The organism is Saccharothrix isguenensis (assembly GCF_052936305.1).
In genome coordinates this window covers 5,043,480-5,059,878 of sequence record NZ_CP193626.1, presented here as the reverse complement: position 1 = coordinate 5,059,878, position 16,399 = coordinate 5,043,480, and the positions used below count along the sequence as shown (strand labels likewise).

The window sequence follows — 16,399 nt, the reverse complement described above, 5'->3', positions numbered from 1 at the left end:
CAGTGGCGGACCGCTCGGTTCGCCATCGACGCACGGGCCTTGCCCTGACCACCCTCCCCGCTCCTCGATCCGGCGCCGGCCCTCCGCGTTCTCCTCTCAGCCGGTCACGGTCTGCGGAGCAGTGGTCCAAGACCGGACAGCCACAGCAGACCGTGCGGCCACAGTCGAAGGTCGGGGACCCGAACAGCAGCTAGTCCGCAGGTCAAGGCGTCTCCGACCCCCCGATTTTGGCCACCGAGAACGATCATGTAACCTATGCACACACCACGGCGTGAGCCGGGGAGTCCGGGTGGCGGAATGGCAGACGCGCTAGCTTGAGGTGCTAGTCCCCGAAAGGGGGTGGGGGTTCAAGTCCCCCCTCGGACACTCAAACGTGGGACTCTTCCCACCGCACAGCATCGCAGTACCGACCCCTGATCGCAGCCTGCGGTCAGGGGTTCGAGTCGTTCCCGGGGTCGGGTCACCCGGTGCGGGGTGGTCACGATGAGTGACCGGGTCATCGCGCCGCTCGTGCCCGGCCGCGACCCCCGCTCCGCGCCCGACGGCAGCCCGTCGACGGTGAATGCACGGCCATCCCAGGCCGGCGCGGGCATACCGCCGGCCGAGCCCATGGGCATTCGGGAATTGGATCTGCGGCGTACTCCCGCGCCCGGTCCGGGTGAACTCCCGCCGATCCGGCTGCGGCATTTGCGCCGGTATTGCACGACGGTGCTCGACCACAAGGGCCGGTTGACGTGCAGCATGGTGTTCGACGTTCTCGGCTGGGAAGCGGGAACGCGGATCGACATCTCCGTGCACGCGGGGACCATCGTGGTGCGCGGCATTCGTAGCGGCGAGTACGCGTTGAGCACCCGGCGGTTCCTGCACATCCCGGTCGCCGTCCGCCGTTGGTGTTGTTTTGGTGAACGCGAGCTGGTGCTGGTGCGGGCGGTGCCGGAATGGTCGGCGCTGCTGATCTTCGGCCAGGAGAAGTTGGATATGGCCTTGCCTGATCCGCGTCGGCTGATCGACGCCGCCCGCGCCGCGGAAACTCACGTCGGTGATTCCGACGTTGGTCCGTCGGTTCGGTCGGTTGACGGTGGAAAAGCGGTGTCGCGGCCCGCCGGCTCCGCGGGGTCGGGAGGTGGGTGTCGTGGGTGAGTCCGTTCCCGATCCGGCCGACGTGGCGATGGCCACGCAGCTGTTGGCGCGGATGAATCTGCGCGTCGAGGATTTGGTGGATCTCGATGCGTTGGTTGCCGGGCGTGCCGAGGCGGGCGGTGGCGGCGCGGTGCCGGTGGGGCGGGTGCCGACGTTCGCGGAGTTCGTGCCGGTGGTGTCGGGTGCGGTTCCGGCGCCGTCGCGGCGGGTGTACGGCACCTATTGGCGCAAGATCGTCGCCGTGTGGGGCGGGCGGCGGTTGGACGAGATCACCGTCTCCGACGTCCAGGGATTGTTCGAGTCCGTCAGGGCCGGGGTGGTGGTGCGCAGGTCGGGCAACGGCGGCCAGGGCGCGGCCGAGCACACCTACAACGCGTTGTTGTGCCTGTACCGGTATGCGGTGGAGGAGGAGATCCTGACCGTCCGGCAGAACGTGATGCTGCGGGTGGGGAAACCGAAACGGGTGCGGTCGCGTCGCCACAGCCTGGACCCTGCCCTGGTGGCGAAGATCCAGGAGATCGCCTCCACCACGGGCAACGACCCGGAGTTGGACGCGTTGCTGTTGCGGTTCCACATCGAGACCGCGGCCCGCCGCGGCGGTGCGCTCGGACTGCGGTTGCGCGATCTCGACGCGGAGCGGTGTCTGGTGCTGCTGCGGGAGAAGGGAGCGACCTTCCGGTGGCAGCCGGTGTCCCCACCGCTGATGGCGAGCCTTCTGCATCACGCCCATCGACGCGGGGCGCGGGAGCAGGACAGCCCGGTGCTGCGCTACCTCGACGGCGATCCGTTGACCCGCAAGCGCTACGAGACGCTGTGGGGAAGGATCGGCAAGCACGTGGACACGGTCCACACCCGGATGATCAGCACCCACTGGCTGCGGCACACCACACTGACGTGGGTCGAGCGCAACTTCGGATTCGCCGTGGCGCGCGCCTACGCCGGGCACGTCGGACCCGTCTCCAACACGCACGGCGCGACCTACACCTACGTCAAGGCGAGCCTGACGGAGGTGGCCACGGCGTTGCAGGCCATGACCGGCATCCGACACCCACTGGCGGTCACGGCGCACCAGGAGGTGGAGGAGCACCCGTTGCGGGCGGTGCTCGGAGTATCGGGAAAGCTGTAGGGCGTGGTGGTTGTCCGGCCGTCGGGTGACGGCCGGACAACCCATCCCTCTGCGGATCCCGGATCGGCCATTTCTCGTGCGGGGAAGACACCGTGCCGTTCGGACCGGGGCGGACGCTGACCGGACCACCCCCGCTCGCGCGGGGAAAACGTGCGTGGCGGCGGCGGCCAGGCGTGGCGCGAGGGCCCACCCCCGCTCGCGCGGGGAAGACTCCACGGCGAACGTCGCGGCCAGCACGTGCTCGAGGACCACCCCGCTTGCGCGGGGAAGATCGTCGGCGTTGGCCGACCGGCCGCCGACGTGCGGGACCACCCCCGCTCGCGCGGGGAAGAAACCTGGTGCCGTCGCTGTTCGCGCCGGTGGACGCGACCTGTGCCGCTCGAAGAGTCGTCGCTGCTGGTCAGGCGGCGTGTCTGTATTCGTTGATGAGTCCGCCGAGGATGCGGGTGCGGTGCGGTCTGTGGGCGGCGGGGTCGTGTGCTGCGGCGGGGTGTTGCTGGGTTTTGGGTGGTAGTTGGTTGTGGGTTTGGTGGGGTCGGTGTCGGTTGTAGTGGTCTTCGTAGGTCTTGAGGACTTGTCGTGGGTGGGCTTCGCCGGTGATCGGGATGTGGTCGAGGAGTTCGCGTCGGATGGTGCCGATGGCCCGTTCGCAGTGGGCGTTCATCCGGGGCGCCTGTGGCGCGCTCTTGATCACGTGCAGGTCGTCGGCCTGGAAGACGGCGTCGAACGCCTGGCTGTACTTGCCGTCGCGGTCGCGGATCAGGAAGCGCAGGGATTCCGTCCGGTGTCCGAGGTCGGCGGCGAGGTTCCTGGCCTGCTGCGTGGTCCATGCCTGGGTCGGGTGAGCGGTGACGCCGGTGATGTGCAGGCGTCGGGTGCCGTGTTCGAGGAACGCGAGTGCGTACAGGCGTGTGCCGAGCATGGTGTCGAGGTGGAGGAAGTCGGCCGCGATGATGCCCTGGGCCTGGGCGGTGAGGAACTGTCGCCAGGTCGGGCCATTACGGCGTGGTGCCGGGTCGATGCCCGCGTCGTGCAGGACCTGCCAGATCGTCGAGTGGGCGATGCGGTGACCGAGTCGGGCCAGTTCGCCCTGGACCCGGCGGTGACCCCACCGCGGGTACTCCCTGGCGAGCCGCAGCACGAGCGTTCTTACCGCCGCTCGGGTTGGTGGGCGTCCGGTGCGTCGGCGCGTGGAGTGGTCCCACCTGCGGGCCATGAGTTTGCGGTGCCAGGCGAGCAGGGTGCCCGGGGTGACCGGAAAGATCTCTGACCAACGTCGACGATCCACCAAGCCGGACAGGGCGGCGAACCAGAGCCGGTCCGCGGGCTCGTAGCGGACTGGACTCGCGAGTTGCCGACGGAGTACGGCGTTCTCGTGGCGCAGCACGAGCAGGTCGGCGTCCTTCGCCGCTTGGCTGCGTAGCAGCACCGCCGGGACGGACAATAACCTCCGGGTCGTCCTGTACAGCAGGGACACGATCACCCGGCCATGCTCCCAAAGACGACGGCGCTCTCGCTCTACCAGCGACGATGACTTTTCGAGCGGCACAAGCTGCCGGAGGCCGAAGGAACCTGACTCAACGAATACGAGCGATATTCACGAATATTGATGGTGATCCGTAACGTCTCGCAACCGACGTTCGGCCTGAAGCTGAACGGTGCTAGCAAGCTCCGGCTTGAGTCGCGCACTGAAACGTCTAGGGCGGGCTGGCCGATTACCAATGCATGAGCGCGTTCGGGTTGGAGAGTGTGGCACTGAAGATCGGCGGAGCGGTGGCCAAGCAGGCTGCAACTGCGTGGCTGCGCAACCGCCGGAGCGCACATGATCGAACCAGCAGCCTCGCCGACCTGGCGGCCGCCGAACTCAGAACTCCCTTGCAACGCAACCGCCTGGAACTGGTCCTGAAGGACATCGCCCAGCAAACCGCCGAACAACTCGGTCCGTTGGTCGAGGCTAGGACCGACCACTTACCCGACAATGAAGTTAACGCCGCTCTCGACGCCGTGTGCGACGCGCTGAGCGAGATGGATCTGTCGGATGCCACTCTGTTGGCCGCCGACATGGACCCGGAGCGGTTGTCGGCCATGGTGCGTGCCAGTATCCCCGACCAGCCGCGGACAGCGGGTCTGTCCGAAGCGGGCACGAAGCTCTACGATTTTACGCTCAACCAGTCGTGTCGTTACTTTATCCAGGTCGTGCAGCATCTCGCGATCTACCCGGAACGGGCACTGACCGACATCCTTGGCCGGCTGACCGCATTGTCGACTCAACTCACCGATTTACTCGTCCTGACGCCACGCACTGTCCTGTGCAGCGGCACGCCCGAGGACCGGGACGCCGACTACCGGGCCCATTACCTTAACGTCCTCGCGGGAAAACTGGACCGGCTGGAGCTGTTGGGTATCCCTAGCAGGCAGCGGATCCAGCTCTCACTCAGCTTGGCCTACCTTAGTCTCAGCGCGACCCGCGATGTGGTATCGGCGGACGAACCGCCAAGCGTGCGCGTGGAGACGGCGCTCGCCGATTCTTCTCGCATACTCGTCCGCGGCGAAGCTGGCTCAGGCAAGTCGACTCTGGTGGACTGGCTGGCAGTAACGGCGGCCCGCGGCCACTTCGTCAACGACCTCACGTCGTGGAATGGCAGTCTGCCGCTTCCGGTCCGCCTACGGCGCTACACGGGGCAGAACTTGCCTGGCGTGGACGCACTAATTGACCACGAAGTGGGAAGCTTACTTGGCCGCCCGCCCGAAGGCTGGATCCGCCGGCAACTGCTCGACGGGCGTTGTCTCCTGCTGATCGACGGTGTGGACGAAGTTTCGGCGGAACACCGGCCGGCAGTGCGCGGTTGGCTAACCGATTTGATGACTGCGTACCCGCGACTACGCGTCGTGGTGACCTCCCGCCCGTCGGGTGTGGCCGAGGACTGGCTGGACGACGAAGGGTTCCGCAACATCCGGCTCGAACCGATGAACCTTGCCGAGATAGCCGCGTTCATCGCGCGGTGGCACGAGGCTGCCAGCCAGAGCAGGCGGGTCGAGCCTCACGACCTAGCCGAGGTGGAACTGCGACTGGTGGCGCAGTTCGAGACGCGACCACACCTGCGGATGCTGGCTGGCACGCCGTTGCTGTGCGCCGTGCTCTGCGCGCTCAACCTGGAACGAGCGGCCCAACTCCCGCAGGACCGTATGGCCCTCTACCAGGCCGCGTTGGACATGCTGCTCGGCTTGCGGGATGAGGAGAGGGGCATCCGCGGAAGAATCACGGCTCGGCAGCGGCTCATCTTATTGCGCGACCTCGCGTGGCGGCTAACCCTGGGCAGTCGCGTTGACTTGGAGAAGGAGCAAGCGGTCCGACACGTCGCACGGAAGCTGCCGTCCGTCGTGGGTACCACCGTCGAACCCACGCACGCGATGACCGACCTCTTGGATCGCAGCGGAGTCCTGCGCGAGCCGGTTGAAGGGCGGGTCGACTTCATCCACCGAACGTTCCAGGAGTACTTGGCGGCGGCGGAAGCCGTCGACGACGACCAGATCGACACCCTCTTGGGTCATGTGCTCCAGCCGGACTGGCGGGAGACCGTGATGATGGCTGCGGGTCATGCCAACCGACCACAGTTGCAACGGTTGTTGCGTGGAGTGCTGGACCAGGCCCAGACGTCGCCTACCGGGAACCGATACCTCCACGTGCTAGCGACAGGTTTCTTGGAAACGGCAGGCGAGATTCCTGTTGAGATGCACCGAGAGCTCGACTTGGTGGTCCGCACCAAACTGGTGCCGCCGAACAACTGGGGTGAGGCGATGAACCTCGCCCGGCTCGGCCCGGGCCTGTTGGACCACCTGCCGATGGAAATGAAGGGCTTGTCACCCGAGCAGGTCGACGCTACTATTCGTGCGGCAGCCTTGTGCGGCAACCACAACTCGATCGACATTCTTCTCCGCCGACTAGCGCGAACTGCGGACGAACGCACGGGGCAGTCGCTCGTAAACGTATGGGAATACTATGATGCCGAGCGCTTCGCCCGCGAAGTGCTCACGGTGTTACCTCCTCGGAAAACAACCACCGTCTATGGTGCGCGTCACGTCCCGTACCTGAAAGGATTGCCCCACCTCGGCAGGATCGATCTCTGCCTTGGCCGCACAGAGGGCATATCGAGCCTGTCCTTCTTGGACGAAATGAAATCGCCCAGGTCGATTAACGCCTCGGTCCTCCCGTCCATACTAGACCTTGCACCACTGCGCAACCTACGTGGAGCACACTCCGTGGCGATTCGCGGAGCCCACCAATACCAGAACCTCGATGTTCTCAGGCAGCTGCCCGACCTGCGAACACTTACTTTGGAGCTGGCACCATCCGGCCGATGGTTCGACATCGACTTCGCTGCGCACTTAGCCACGCTATCCGTATTGAACCTCGACCGGCTGAACAAGGTTCGCGATTTCACGCCGTTGAGCTGGCTGCAACGATGCGTCGCCTTGTCCTTGGTGGATGCAGTGAACCTGCAAGACCTGCGTCCGCTAGGCAGCCTGACGCGGTTAAGGATATTGAACATTTCTGGCTGCGGAGCGAGCCACCTAACAGGACAACTGGCGCACGTAACCCCGAAGCTTACCCACTTGGTGCTGAACCGGACCCAGGCTTCGGACCTGCGTCCGTTGATGAAGATGCGGAATCTCGAAGTGCTGTCTCTACTTGACTGCCCAGTTCGCGACCTGACCTCGCTAGCGGTCCTCCCCCTCCGGCAGCTCAGCCTGAATAGGCGTAAAAAGTATCGGAACATGAACGACCTTCCAGCCGATGTGAACATCGTATACGGCTGAACACCGGAGGTTCGTTCTAACCTGTGCGCTCGAAAGGTCATCGTCGCTGGTGGGGCGGTGGCGTCACCGGGCTTGGATGAGTCGGCAGCTGGTGATGTGGATCATGGACCAGCGGGCCATGGCCTCGTGATGGTGGCGTAGTCGTTCGTAGTCGCGGGCGCAGCGGCGGTGTCCGGTGATCCAGGCCAGGGTTCTTTCCACCACCCAACGTCGGGGCAGCACCGTGAAGTGGGCAGGTCGGGACGTTTTACGATTTCCACCCCAGAGGGAGGGTGGATCGAGCCCAGTCGAGCAGCATGCCGGTGTAGGCGCCGTCTGTCCACACCAGGGCGACCCGCCTGCCGGCGGTGTCACGCATACGCCGCAGCAGGCTGCGACCCGATCCTGTGTGGAGGCGGGGGTGACCAGCACCGCCAAGAGGAACCCGACGGTGTACACGACGATGTGGTGCTTGCGGCCGTTGACCTTCTTGCCCGCGTCGAAACCTGTGCCGCTCGAAAAGCGCTGCTCCCCACCCTCACCCGGTCACCGTCATCAACCGGCGTCACGGCCATGACTACCTTCCCTCTGCTCCTCGCGGATCGAGCGCACCTCATCACGCGCCCACACCGCGACCTCTGCGTTTTCCTGGCACTGCCGCACGTATTGAGATGAGAGTATTCGGTTTCCTACATGTCGGCGTAGCGGACGTGCGGGGCCCGGAAGTAGCCGCGGACGAGGTGCGGCTGTCGCTGGCGGCGGCGCAGGAACCGGCGGGTCTCGTGGGCGAGGCGGTCGACGTTGTGGGCCCGTGAGGCGTTGACGTTGCGTTTCAGGTCGGCGTTGAGCAGCTCGTCGGGGTTCAACTCGGGGCTGTAGCCGGGCATCAGATGCAGCTCGACCCGGTCGGCGTTGTCCTCGAGCCAGGCGCGGACGGCCTTGCTCCGGTGAACCGGGTGCCGGTCGGCGATGACGTGCACCTTCCGGCCCGCCTGGCGGGCGAGGCGGTCGAGGAACGCGGTGAACACCGGCGCGGTGAAGCGTTCGGTGAACACGGTGAACCACAACGCGCCACGCGAAGCGACCGCAGACATGACATTGACCCGCAGCCGTTTCCCGGTCACCCGCACGATCGGCGTGCGCCCCTTCGGCGCCCAGGACCGGCCGGGTGGTGCGGCGTCCGAGCGCAGTCCGCACTGGTCGACCCACGCGATCGCGGCACCCTCGGCCTTCGCCTTGGTCTCGATCGCCGGGTACTGCTCACCGAGCCAGGCCCGCACCGCGGCGGGCTGCTGCTCGTAGGCGCGGCGGGCCGGGCGTTGTGGGGTGAAGCCGTGGCGGCGCAGCCACAACCCGACGCCCTGTTCTGTCATGTCGACCCCGACGACCAGCCGGATCAGCTCGACCACCGCCCGGCGCGTCCACAGCGGCCCACCGATCAACAGCGCCTCGGGCGTGTAGTCGGCCATCGCCGCGAACAACGTGCCCCGGTCCTCCGCACCGATCAGCTCGGCAGGGCCGGGACGTCCCGTGCGGGTCGCCAGGCCGTCACGACCGTCCCGCCGGTAGGCGCGCCACCAGGTGCCCACCGACCGTTCCGAGACCCCGAACACCTCCGCCGTCTGCCGATAACCCCCGACCTTCCCGGACTCCAACGCCGCCACCACCCGCAACCGCAGCACCTCACGCTCCGCAGGCGACAACCGGTGCCCACCCCAGACCTCGACCACGGTAATCAACCTAAAGGCAAGTGATCACTTTCGCATCAATAAATACTGCCGATTGTACTCTAAATCCACAGCGAGATTAGCGCCCCACGATTAAGCTGTTGCACCAACGCGGCTGGCGGACGGCATTCACGGTCGCTGAAAGGATGAACGCGTGGGCTGCCCTGGTGAGCGTTATCGAGCGCGGCTACGGCGACGACATCTACGAGTACACCAACGACCTCTACTGCCGAAACTGGCTGCACGAGGCTTGGCTCCTGCTGGACGAACACGTCGTCCAGCTCTGGACGACGCGGATCAAAGCTCTGGACGACCGGTACAAGGCCGTGACCATCGACGACGACGGCCAAGTACTCGGTCAGTTCCACAGGCTGCCCGGCCCCGACCTGTGGTGGTGGCGGCGACACCCCTGCATCCTCACCGGAGACCTCGGGCGTTCGCTTCGTTCGGCCGGTGCCATCGGCACCGACCCGGACACAGCATGACCCTCAGCCTCGTGGGATTGCGGGACAGCCCTTAGTCCAGCGAACCGTCCGAAGCTTCAAGCTTTTGCTTGTGACATTGTTCCACGAGCTCCGGCGGCGTAGCCCCACCAGGAAATTGCGCCCCTGTAAACGAGACTTCAGAAAGGAACTTGACGTAAACGAACGAGGTGGAACCACTAAAAGTTGCCCCGTCCAGACATAGTGGGTACTTGAAGTTTGAGCCAGCGAAAGTCGCTTGTCGAGAAAATGTCGCACCTCGGAATGTGGCGTCAGTTTCAAAGTCGGCTGAACTGAATATTGCATTAGAGTCGAAGGTTGCGCCGTCGAACTCAGTAAAACCGTCATTGAAAGTCGCCTGGTCAAAGTATGCTTCCTTTAGGAAGTGTGCACCATGGAAGACCGCCTCGCCGCCAGACCAATGGGACCCCGTGAGGAATAGCATTCCATTGAAGGTTGCCCTAGCAAAGTTGGCCGAGCCAACGAAGGTACTTTCCTTGAAGTTTGCGTCGTCACCAAATCGAGTTTCCTGAAACACGGTGTGTCCATGAAATACGGCTCGCTTGAAGATCGATGCGCCAAACTTGCAGTGATCCAGCTGGAAATCAATCAGATGAGCCCTTGACAGGTCTAGGCGGATGCCTTCCCAGTAAGTCTCAAGGAAAGCTTCCTGATTCGTACCTGGCCGCATATGGTCGGCGATAACGCGTTGCGCAGCAAGGCGTACTTCGCGCTCCTGCAATTGCTCTCTATCTGCGTCACCAAGTGCAGTTCTGTAATCGTAATCACCTGTAGGTGCCTGAGTTTCTATAGTCACCTTGTAAGGTAGGCGCAAGTAGGCGCAAACCACATTTATAATTGTTTGCCGATGTCGGGGATTGTCCTGTGCCAGACGCTCCAAAGCGTAAAGCCCTCCGAGTCGAACCGCTGCGCTATCTCCCCCCAGTAGTTCAACGGCCTTCGTATATAAATCGGTTATTCTTCGCTCGGTTGCGTCGTGTCTAACGTCACCAGCTGTATTCTCAGCAAGCTGATGTGCCTGTTCTGTTGACCATTGCCTTCTGCGCGCTAAGATCAAGGCAACAATTCCGCCTGTGCCAGCGCCAATTGTGAACCACATCTTAAGTATCTCGATACGATCCTTAGTGTCGACTATATCGACGAAAGTCAGTAGCAAGATCACCGCCCCAGCTGTGATTACTACGACCGGCACCATGATGACGACGACGGTCCACCACCATCGTCCAATCCGCATCTGCCACATCCGCTGCGTCCAGTTAGGCAGCAGCCGTGCTGTTCTTCGTGCGCTCACACGTCCATCATCCTCGGCGAGCCAGCGTGCTGGCGCTCGACACTCCGATCTCCGTCATCGACCGGCCCATCAGCTGCTGCTGCTCGTTGACCATGTAGTCGTCGAAGCTCAGCCGTGCCGGGCATGTCGGGCAACCGGCGCACGGCGTTGTGCATGTGCGCCTCGGCTCACATCCGGATCGGGTACGGGCGGGCACCCTCGCCTGCAGGGGACTACGCAGTTCTGCGATTACACTGACACACCCGAGTTGTCGGTGGCCTGCGATAGTCTATCTCTCATGGCTTTGAGTGCCTCTGTCGGAAATAGCGGTGATCGCTCTTATAGCTCGGTCACCGTGAAGGCTCTATTTGCATTGGGGCGCAATTACTGTTATGCGCCCAACTGTTCAGTTCGGGCAGTTAAGATGGCAGGTAATGTTCCCATTGTGCAGGTTGAAATCGCCCACATTACCGCAGCGAAGAAAAGCGGCCCGAGATGGGACGAGCGAAAGACGCCACTGCAACGCAAAGCTTTTTCGAACCTTCTCCTGCTGTGCGTCTTTCATCACAAACTTGTGGACCGGAAACCGACCGGCGAAAAATTTTCCACGGAGGAGCTAGTCAAATGGAAGTCTGATCACGAGGGGGAATTGTCGAAGGATCTTGCTGCCTTAACCGAAGATGAACTGGAAAGCGCGATTGCGCGGGCAGTCACAGGAGTCATCGATGCAACTAAGATGGAGTTGCTGGAGGCCATCGATAGGGTGGAATCCCTGGGTCGACAGACTGTCGATATGCTGAAGGTTCTGGTTTCTCAGACCTTCGATCAACCACAGTTGGACCTGAATTCGATAGCGTCGCTTGCGGAATCTGCCGACCTTCTGCGGCATTTGCCGGATTCGGCCCATCTGCTCCGCGACTCGTCACGAGGTCTGCAACATCTTCAAGATAGTGTTCCGATGCTGCATAGGTCATCTGAAAGGCTGAGTAATCTTCCCGACTACATATATATGCTTTACAAGGCCGCCGATCGTTTGGCGCTACTGCCCGACTACATTGACTCCCTGCATCGAGCTACGCAGCCATTGAACTACCTTCCGGATCACGTTCCATTGTTGGATCAATCCGCCACGAAAATCGCCAATTCGCATGAGAGTTTCGAGCAACTACTCAGCGTTTGGCGCAGATTCGACAAATCAACGATACCCGACTCGGGCCGGTTGTCCCAGATTCGCACTACAGTGGATAGCTTGTCGAACGCCTCGAACGGACTGGCCGCGAATATCGCGGCAATGAACGAAGCATCCGAACTTGCCTTAAACGCGACCCGTGTACGACCCCCGGATCGACTCACATACGTACTATGGGGGATGGTAATTGGTGCGGCCCTTGTAATTGCAGTTGTGATCATGATTTGGCCTGGCAGCGGACCTCCCTCCTAGCCATAGTTTCGCTGGTCCTCTGGTACGACCGACTTGGTTTATTGCATTTTTAGGGTGCTCGGTCCTGCACTCGCCAGTTGAGATGCAGGACCGAGCACTAGACGGGCTCTGACTTACGGGATGAACAAAGGCAGCTGGGTGGATAGTGCACAAGTCGCTCCTCGGACATTCAAACGTGGGACTCTTCCCGCCGCACAGCATCGCAGTACCGACTCCTGATCGCAGCCTGCGGTCGGGGGTTCGAGTCGTTCCCGGAGCCGAAGCCCGCGATGTGGGGTAGTCACCGTGAGTGACCGGGTCATCGCGCCGCTCGTGCCCGGCGGCAGCTCAGGGTCATTGCGTTGTGGGGTAGCTGCTGGTCATGGCGGTGATCAGGTCGTGTGATCGGCGGTTGGCGCGTCGGAGGGCGCGGGCGATGTTGGTGTCGCCGTTGGTGCGGTGCCAGCCGATTGCGGTGTTGCGCAGGGTCGCGATGACGGCGGGGCCGGTGCCGGTCCGGGCTTGGTGGGAGTCTTCACGGAACGTCACGTCGCGGACGTGATGGACCTGGTTCTCGATGAGCCGTTCGTGGCGGATCCAGTCCTGCAGGTCGGCCGGCAGGGCGTCGCCGGCGGACAGGGACACGGTGAGGTAGACCGTTTCGCGGCTTGTTTTCGCGCTGGTGGTGCGGCTGCGGGTGATTCGGACGGCCTGCTCGGCGTGGGGGAACGCGATGCCGCCGGGGGTGTGTGGGGTGACGGCTTTGACGGTGCGGGTCTCGCGGCGTCCGTGACCACGGTCGCGGGTGCGGTCGCCGACGGGGATTTCGGGCCAGGGCAGGGATTGAGTTGGGCGAGCAACGTTGGCTGGTTGCCCTTGACCGCGGTCATCAGATGGGTTCAGTGGGCGGCGACCTGCCGGGCGTGGCCGGCCTGGGTGTGCAGGGCGTCGGCGACGAACACCACGCCCGCCAAGGAGCCCACGACCTTGTGGACGGAGTCGAGAAGCGGTGTGAACGCGGGGATCTCGCTCGATTTCGCGTCCACGGTGACCTGGGCCAGGACGATGCCGGTGTCGGTGTCCAGCGCGGAGAGCAGATGGACCTGTCGGCCGTCGTCTGATCGGGTGCCGCGCAGGGTCTTGCCGTCCACGGCGATGACGTGGCGGTGTCGGCGTGGACGGACCGGTGACGATCGCCGGGCGCGGGTGGTGAGCCAGCCGCCGAGGACGGTGGCCAACAGGTCGGCGTCGAGGCGGGTCAACAGCCGCCACATCGTTGTGCCGGAAGGGATGCGATCGAAACCGAGCCGGTCACGGGCATGTCCGTCGAGATCCCGCAGGCAGTCGCCGATCGCCGCGAACGACGACGCCCTGGCCAGGACCGCGCAGACCGCGACCGTGAGCAGTGCAGGCAGTGGGTCGCGGGTCACGCGGGTCACGCGGATCCGGGATCTTCGCCAAGGCGTCCAGCAGACCACCGTGCTCACCATCGGTGACAGGCGCGGCTGGGCCGTCGAAGGAGGGTGTCGTGACGGTCAGTGCGGTGATGAGAGATGATGCCATCGGCGGGTGAGGTCTTCCTCGGAGTCGTGAAGCGTCGCAACTCCATGATCACCGATGCGATCCCACCCGCCGTCATCGCCTCCACGAAGGCCCTTCACATCCCAAACTCCCAGCTCAGCGCATTGCTGTCTGACTACGCAATCGCCCTGACGGGCCCCTGTCGACAGAGGGTAGCCTGATCGACGGCTACAACGTTCAAGCCGGGTTCCCCACTTCGCCTATTGCCTGCTCCAGAATTTCGCACTGGTGTGGGCGTGGTGGCGCGACCCGACTCTCAAAAGGTAGCGCCCCGGACATCACCGGTAGCTGCCGATATTGTCGACGGTGAACCATCTGCCGTTGCGCGCGGTATCGAGCAGAGTCGGTGGCTGCACGGTGGGTCGGCGTACCGAGGTTTTCCTCACGAGAGGCGTCTGGCGCTGCGGTTCACGCACGTCAAGTAGGCGTGCGACGATCTTGTTCGATGGGCGCTCGACAGAAGTGAGTGGTTTGAGCCAACCGTGGATTCCGATGCGGTGGGCGGCGTCGGTGACGACGTAGCGTCGGAGCGGGGAGAGTTCGGTGAAGACCGATTGCCACTGCGCGAACAATGACGAGAGCACGGATTCCGTTGCGACGCACCATAGGGTTAGCACCCATTCGGCGCGGAACAGGTCCTCGTCCGCGTTCGGCTTCACGCTGGTACGGGTGGTGTCGATGCGATCAAGTTGGTCGCGCCACCAGTGTCCGTTGGCACGGTTGGTACGACTGTGGGCGAGCAGAGTTGTCGGGTGTGCGTCGGGTCCGAACGGTGTTGTCGTCTCACGACGGGTGTATGCGAGTTTGTGGGGCGAGGCTGCACCGATGATGGCGATCAGGGAGGCCAGCCAGCAACGACCAGCCTGGTCGAACAGCGCTGATGCTGTGTTCGACCAAGGAAACGTACTGTCTTTCTCGCCAGCTTTGAACCGGCGCAGTGCAGCGATGTCGGCGAACGGTGAATGGGTCTTGCGTAACCGCAGGATGGCCTCCCTGCGGCGGCGATCAGCGTTTGCATTGTCGCTGGAGAAGCCAGCCGTGGAGTCGGTAAGAAACGCCTGGATGCTGAACGCGACCGCGATCTGGGCCGGTAGCGAACGTGTGGAGTTGACCTCCGGGCACAGGCCGTCGACTACGGCACGGATGAGGTCTGCCTCGAACCCACTACCGGAAGACGGGAGAAGACCGGTATCGAGTATGCGCTGGGCCACCAGCGGCTGCGTCAGGTCGAGGTAGTCCAAGTCCAGCGTGGCGCCTGCGGCGCCTTCGCATTGGGCCGCCATCTTCAGCCACGCGTCCGCGCCCGTTCGCGCGGCCGCTGTCGGTTGCCGGGCCGCATCCCGCATTCGGTCAGCCCAAGCCTCAGGGGGAACAAAGGCAGTTCGACGGACGGCAGGTCCGCTGGCCGCTGCCGTGAATGCACGAATGCCGACCGGTGCACCTGGGAAACGAACTGCGACAACGTCGACTTGCCCTGACCTGGTGCGCCACGGACCAGTACGCATTCGGAAGTCGAAGTTAACAGATAAGCAGCGGCACCTCCCACCGGTTCCGGCGGTACACCATTACTTCTCTTGCGGTCTGCGCAATGGATGACGTCGGCGGTGACGTCGATGAACAGGTCCGCGACCTTCTCACGGTCGATGTCCACCTGGCTGAACTTGACACGCTCGTCCTCGTCCCACTGTGCGGCCGCGACCTTACGCACCAATGCCCTCAGGCCATGGTCCCTACGCCCCATCGCCTCCTCTGCGACGATGTAGCGGACGAGATCCAGTCCCGCGAGCATGTCGACGTATTGCCATTTGATCTCGTTGGACGTGCCGTCGAGCATGCCGTCGAGCGACTCGCGCCACAGGCAACTCATCTGCTCGAACCCGAAGTTCTCCGCGTGCTGCCGCAGTTTCGCATCGAGACGATCGTATGTGCCCCGCTTCGGGATCGCGGTGCTTGGCACGTTCGTCACAAGTACATACCGACGAGCACCCTCACGGGCAAGACGCCGGAGATTGTCCTCCTCTCTGGTCACCACGGTATCCAGCCAGGCGACAGGGTCCTTATGCATCCCTTCCGCCGACCATTTCACCTGGTAGACAAGCGTGGAAGCCGGAGAGGTTTCACTCGGAGGCAACGGCAGCAGGCCATCCCGGCCGCCATCGGACTGGCGTAGCGGCAGTGGCACGTAATCCTGGAAGTGGGCAGTCAGTAGGGCATTGACCAGCAACTGGAAGTCGTGGTCCCCCAGGCGTTCGTACAGGTACTTGTGACGACTCTCGGGCAAGTTCGCTCCTTCGGCAGATTGCTCATCATCGCACCGGACATCCGCCATCGATGTAGCGCGCGCCTCGCGCGTCGGCTTGTCCGCACCCTGGTGCGACACCGACCGTGACAGCCGTCGTTGCCGCCGTAGAGAAGAGACCTGTCCCTTCCAAGCGGTTAGTCTCAACCTCCGTGCTCGAAGGCTTGGAGGATGCTACCTAGACTTCGTTGCTTCCACCCAAACACCGATGCTCGGCTGCTAATCGAGGCCGTGCACCCGTTGCGCGGACGCGTGCACCACCACTGCCTGACGCAGAAGGTCATGGCGGTACCGGACCGCGTCCTCGGCCATGTCGGTAAGGATCATGGTCGACACACCGATGATGTGGGCGCTGCCCAGGCACGCGACGTCGAGTGCCAGGCTGATCATCTCCAGGCTCAGTTCGTTGTCCTGCCAGGTGCCGTTGCGGAGCCGGACCGTGTGAAGGCAGCGTTGCTGGCGTGGTCTCGCGACCATCCGGACGCTCGCCGATATCACTGATCACCCGTCCCACTCCGATTCTCGAACGCGCTTCA

At 63.5% G+C, this 16,399-nt stretch carries 13 protein-coding genes, 1 tRNA gene and 1 pseudogene; 6 read left to right on the top strand and 9 right to left on the bottom strand.

Annotation, left to right across the window (positions count from 1 at the left end; all coding sequences use genetic code 11):
* The first annotated feature begins 283 nt into the window (after nucleotides 1–283).
* From ACRAKI_RS22680 to ACRAKI_RS22670, 3 genes are all read left to right on the top strand, one after another.
* Nucleotides 284–366: transfer RNA gene (locus ACRAKI_RS22680), tRNA-Leu, on the top strand.
* Between the two features lie 144 nt (nucleotides 367–510).
* Nucleotides 511–1,140, top strand: a complete 630-nt coding sequence (locus ACRAKI_RS22675) for a hypothetical protein (RefSeq protein WP_447002515.1) — start codon at nucleotides 511–513, stop codon at nucleotides 1,138–1,140.
* Nucleotides 1,133–2,266, top strand: a complete 1,134-nt coding sequence (locus tag ACRAKI_RS22670; protein WP_447002514.1) for a tyrosine-type recombinase/integrase — start codon at nucleotides 1,133–1,135, stop codon at nucleotides 2,264–2,266. The genes ACRAKI_RS22675 and ACRAKI_RS22670 overlap by 8 nt, the downstream gene beginning before the upstream one ends.
* Nucleotides 2,267–2,666: 400 nt before the next feature.
* Here the strand turns inward: ACRAKI_RS22670 and ACRAKI_RS22665 are convergent, their stop codons facing one another.
* Nucleotides 2,667–3,749, bottom strand: a complete 1,083-nt coding sequence (locus ACRAKI_RS22665; protein WP_447002513.1) for an integrase core domain-containing protein — start codon at nucleotides 3,747–3,749, stop codon at nucleotides 2,667–2,669.
* A 266-nt stretch (nucleotides 3,750–4,015) separates the two neighbouring features.
* Between ACRAKI_RS22665 and ACRAKI_RS22660 the strand changes: the two genes are divergently transcribed.
* Nucleotides 4,016–7,084 carry an NACHT domain-containing protein gene (locus ACRAKI_RS22660; protein ID WP_447002512.1) on the top strand — a complete coding sequence of 1,023 codons (3,069 nt, stop codon included), beginning with the start codon at nucleotides 4,016–4,018 and terminating at the stop codon, nucleotides 7,082–7,084.
* A 378-nt stretch (nucleotides 7,085–7,462) separates the two neighbouring features.
* On the opposite strand, the pseudogene ACRAKI_RS22655 reads toward ACRAKI_RS22660, so the two are convergent.
* Together ACRAKI_RS22655 and ACRAKI_RS22650 are read right to left on the bottom strand one after the other, a co-directional pair.
* Nucleotides 7,463–7,570: pseudogene (locus ACRAKI_RS22655) on the bottom strand (transposase); the annotation flags it as partial.
* A gap of 182 nt (nucleotides 7,571–7,752) precedes the next feature.
* Nucleotides 7,753–8,793 carry an IS630 family transposase gene (locus tag ACRAKI_RS22650; RefSeq protein ID WP_447002511.1) on the bottom strand — a complete coding sequence of 347 codons (1,041 nt, stop codon included), beginning with the start codon at nucleotides 8,791–8,793 and terminating at the stop codon, nucleotides 7,753–7,755.
* Nucleotides 8,794–8,891: 98 nt separating this feature from the next.
* Here ACRAKI_RS22650 and ACRAKI_RS22645 point away from each other — a divergent pair, with 98 nt between their 5' ends.
* The gene (locus ACRAKI_RS22645; RefSeq protein WP_447002510.1) at nucleotides 8,892–9,275 is read left to right on the top strand and encodes a hypothetical protein; all 384 of its coding nucleotides are present in this window, start codon (nucleotides 8,892–8,894) and stop codon (nucleotides 9,273–9,275) included.
* A 31-nt stretch (nucleotides 9,276–9,306) separates the two neighbouring features.
* Here ACRAKI_RS22645 and ACRAKI_RS22640 read toward each other — a convergent pair whose 3' ends face one another.
* Complete coding sequence (locus ACRAKI_RS22640) at nucleotides 9,307–10,584, bottom strand: pentapeptide repeat-containing protein (RefSeq protein WP_447002509.1); 1,278 nt, start codon at nucleotides 10,582–10,584, stop codon at nucleotides 9,307–9,309.
* Nucleotides 10,585–10,861: 277 nt separating this feature from the next.
* Here ACRAKI_RS22640 and ACRAKI_RS22635 point away from each other — a divergent pair, with 277 nt between their 5' ends.
* Nucleotides 10,862–12,004, top strand: coding sequence for a hypothetical protein (locus ACRAKI_RS22635; protein ID WP_447002508.1), 1,143 nt, complete (start codon nucleotides 10,862–10,864; stop codon nucleotides 12,002–12,004).
* Between the two features lie 333 nt (nucleotides 12,005–12,337).
* Here ACRAKI_RS22635 and ACRAKI_RS22630 read toward each other — a convergent pair whose 3' ends face one another.
* From ACRAKI_RS22630 to ACRAKI_RS22610, 5 genes are all read right to left on the bottom strand, one after another.
* Nucleotides 12,338–12,628, bottom strand: coding sequence for a hypothetical protein (locus tag ACRAKI_RS22630; RefSeq protein WP_447002507.1), 291 nt, complete (start codon nucleotides 12,626–12,628; stop codon nucleotides 12,338–12,340).
* 254 nt (nucleotides 12,629–12,882) lie between these two features.
* Complete coding sequence (locus tag ACRAKI_RS22625) at nucleotides 12,883–13,413, bottom strand: ISAs1 family transposase (protein WP_447002506.1); 531 nt, start codon at nucleotides 13,411–13,413, stop codon at nucleotides 12,883–12,885.
* A gap of 429 nt (nucleotides 13,414–13,842) precedes the next feature.
* The gene (locus ACRAKI_RS22620) at nucleotides 13,843–14,805 is read right to left on the bottom strand and encodes a hypothetical protein (protein ID WP_447002505.1); all 963 of its coding nucleotides are present in this window, start codon (nucleotides 14,803–14,805) and stop codon (nucleotides 13,843–13,845) included.
* A 44-nt stretch (nucleotides 14,806–14,849) separates the two neighbouring features.
* On the bottom strand, nucleotides 14,850–15,845 hold the full coding sequence (locus ACRAKI_RS22615; protein WP_447002504.1) for a hypothetical protein: 996 nt from the start codon (nucleotides 15,843–15,845) through the stop codon (nucleotides 14,850–14,852).
* 237 nt (nucleotides 15,846–16,082) lie between these two features.
* Nucleotides 16,083–16,340: a hypothetical protein gene (locus ACRAKI_RS22610; protein WP_447002503.1), complete on the bottom strand. Its 258-nt coding sequence runs from the start codon at nucleotides 16,338–16,340 to the stop codon at nucleotides 16,083–16,085.
* Between the last annotated feature and the right edge of the window lie 59 nt (nucleotides 16,341–16,399).

Coding starts and splice junctions, on each gene's coding strand:
- ACRAKI_RS22635 (WP_447002508.1), top strand. CDS start 10,862: ATGGCTTTGAGTGCCTCTGTCGGAAATAGCGGTGATCGCTCTTATAGC.
- ACRAKI_RS22610 (WP_447002503.1), bottom strand. CDS start 16,340: ATGGTCGCGAGACCACGCCAGCAACGCTGCCTTCACACGGTCCGGCTC.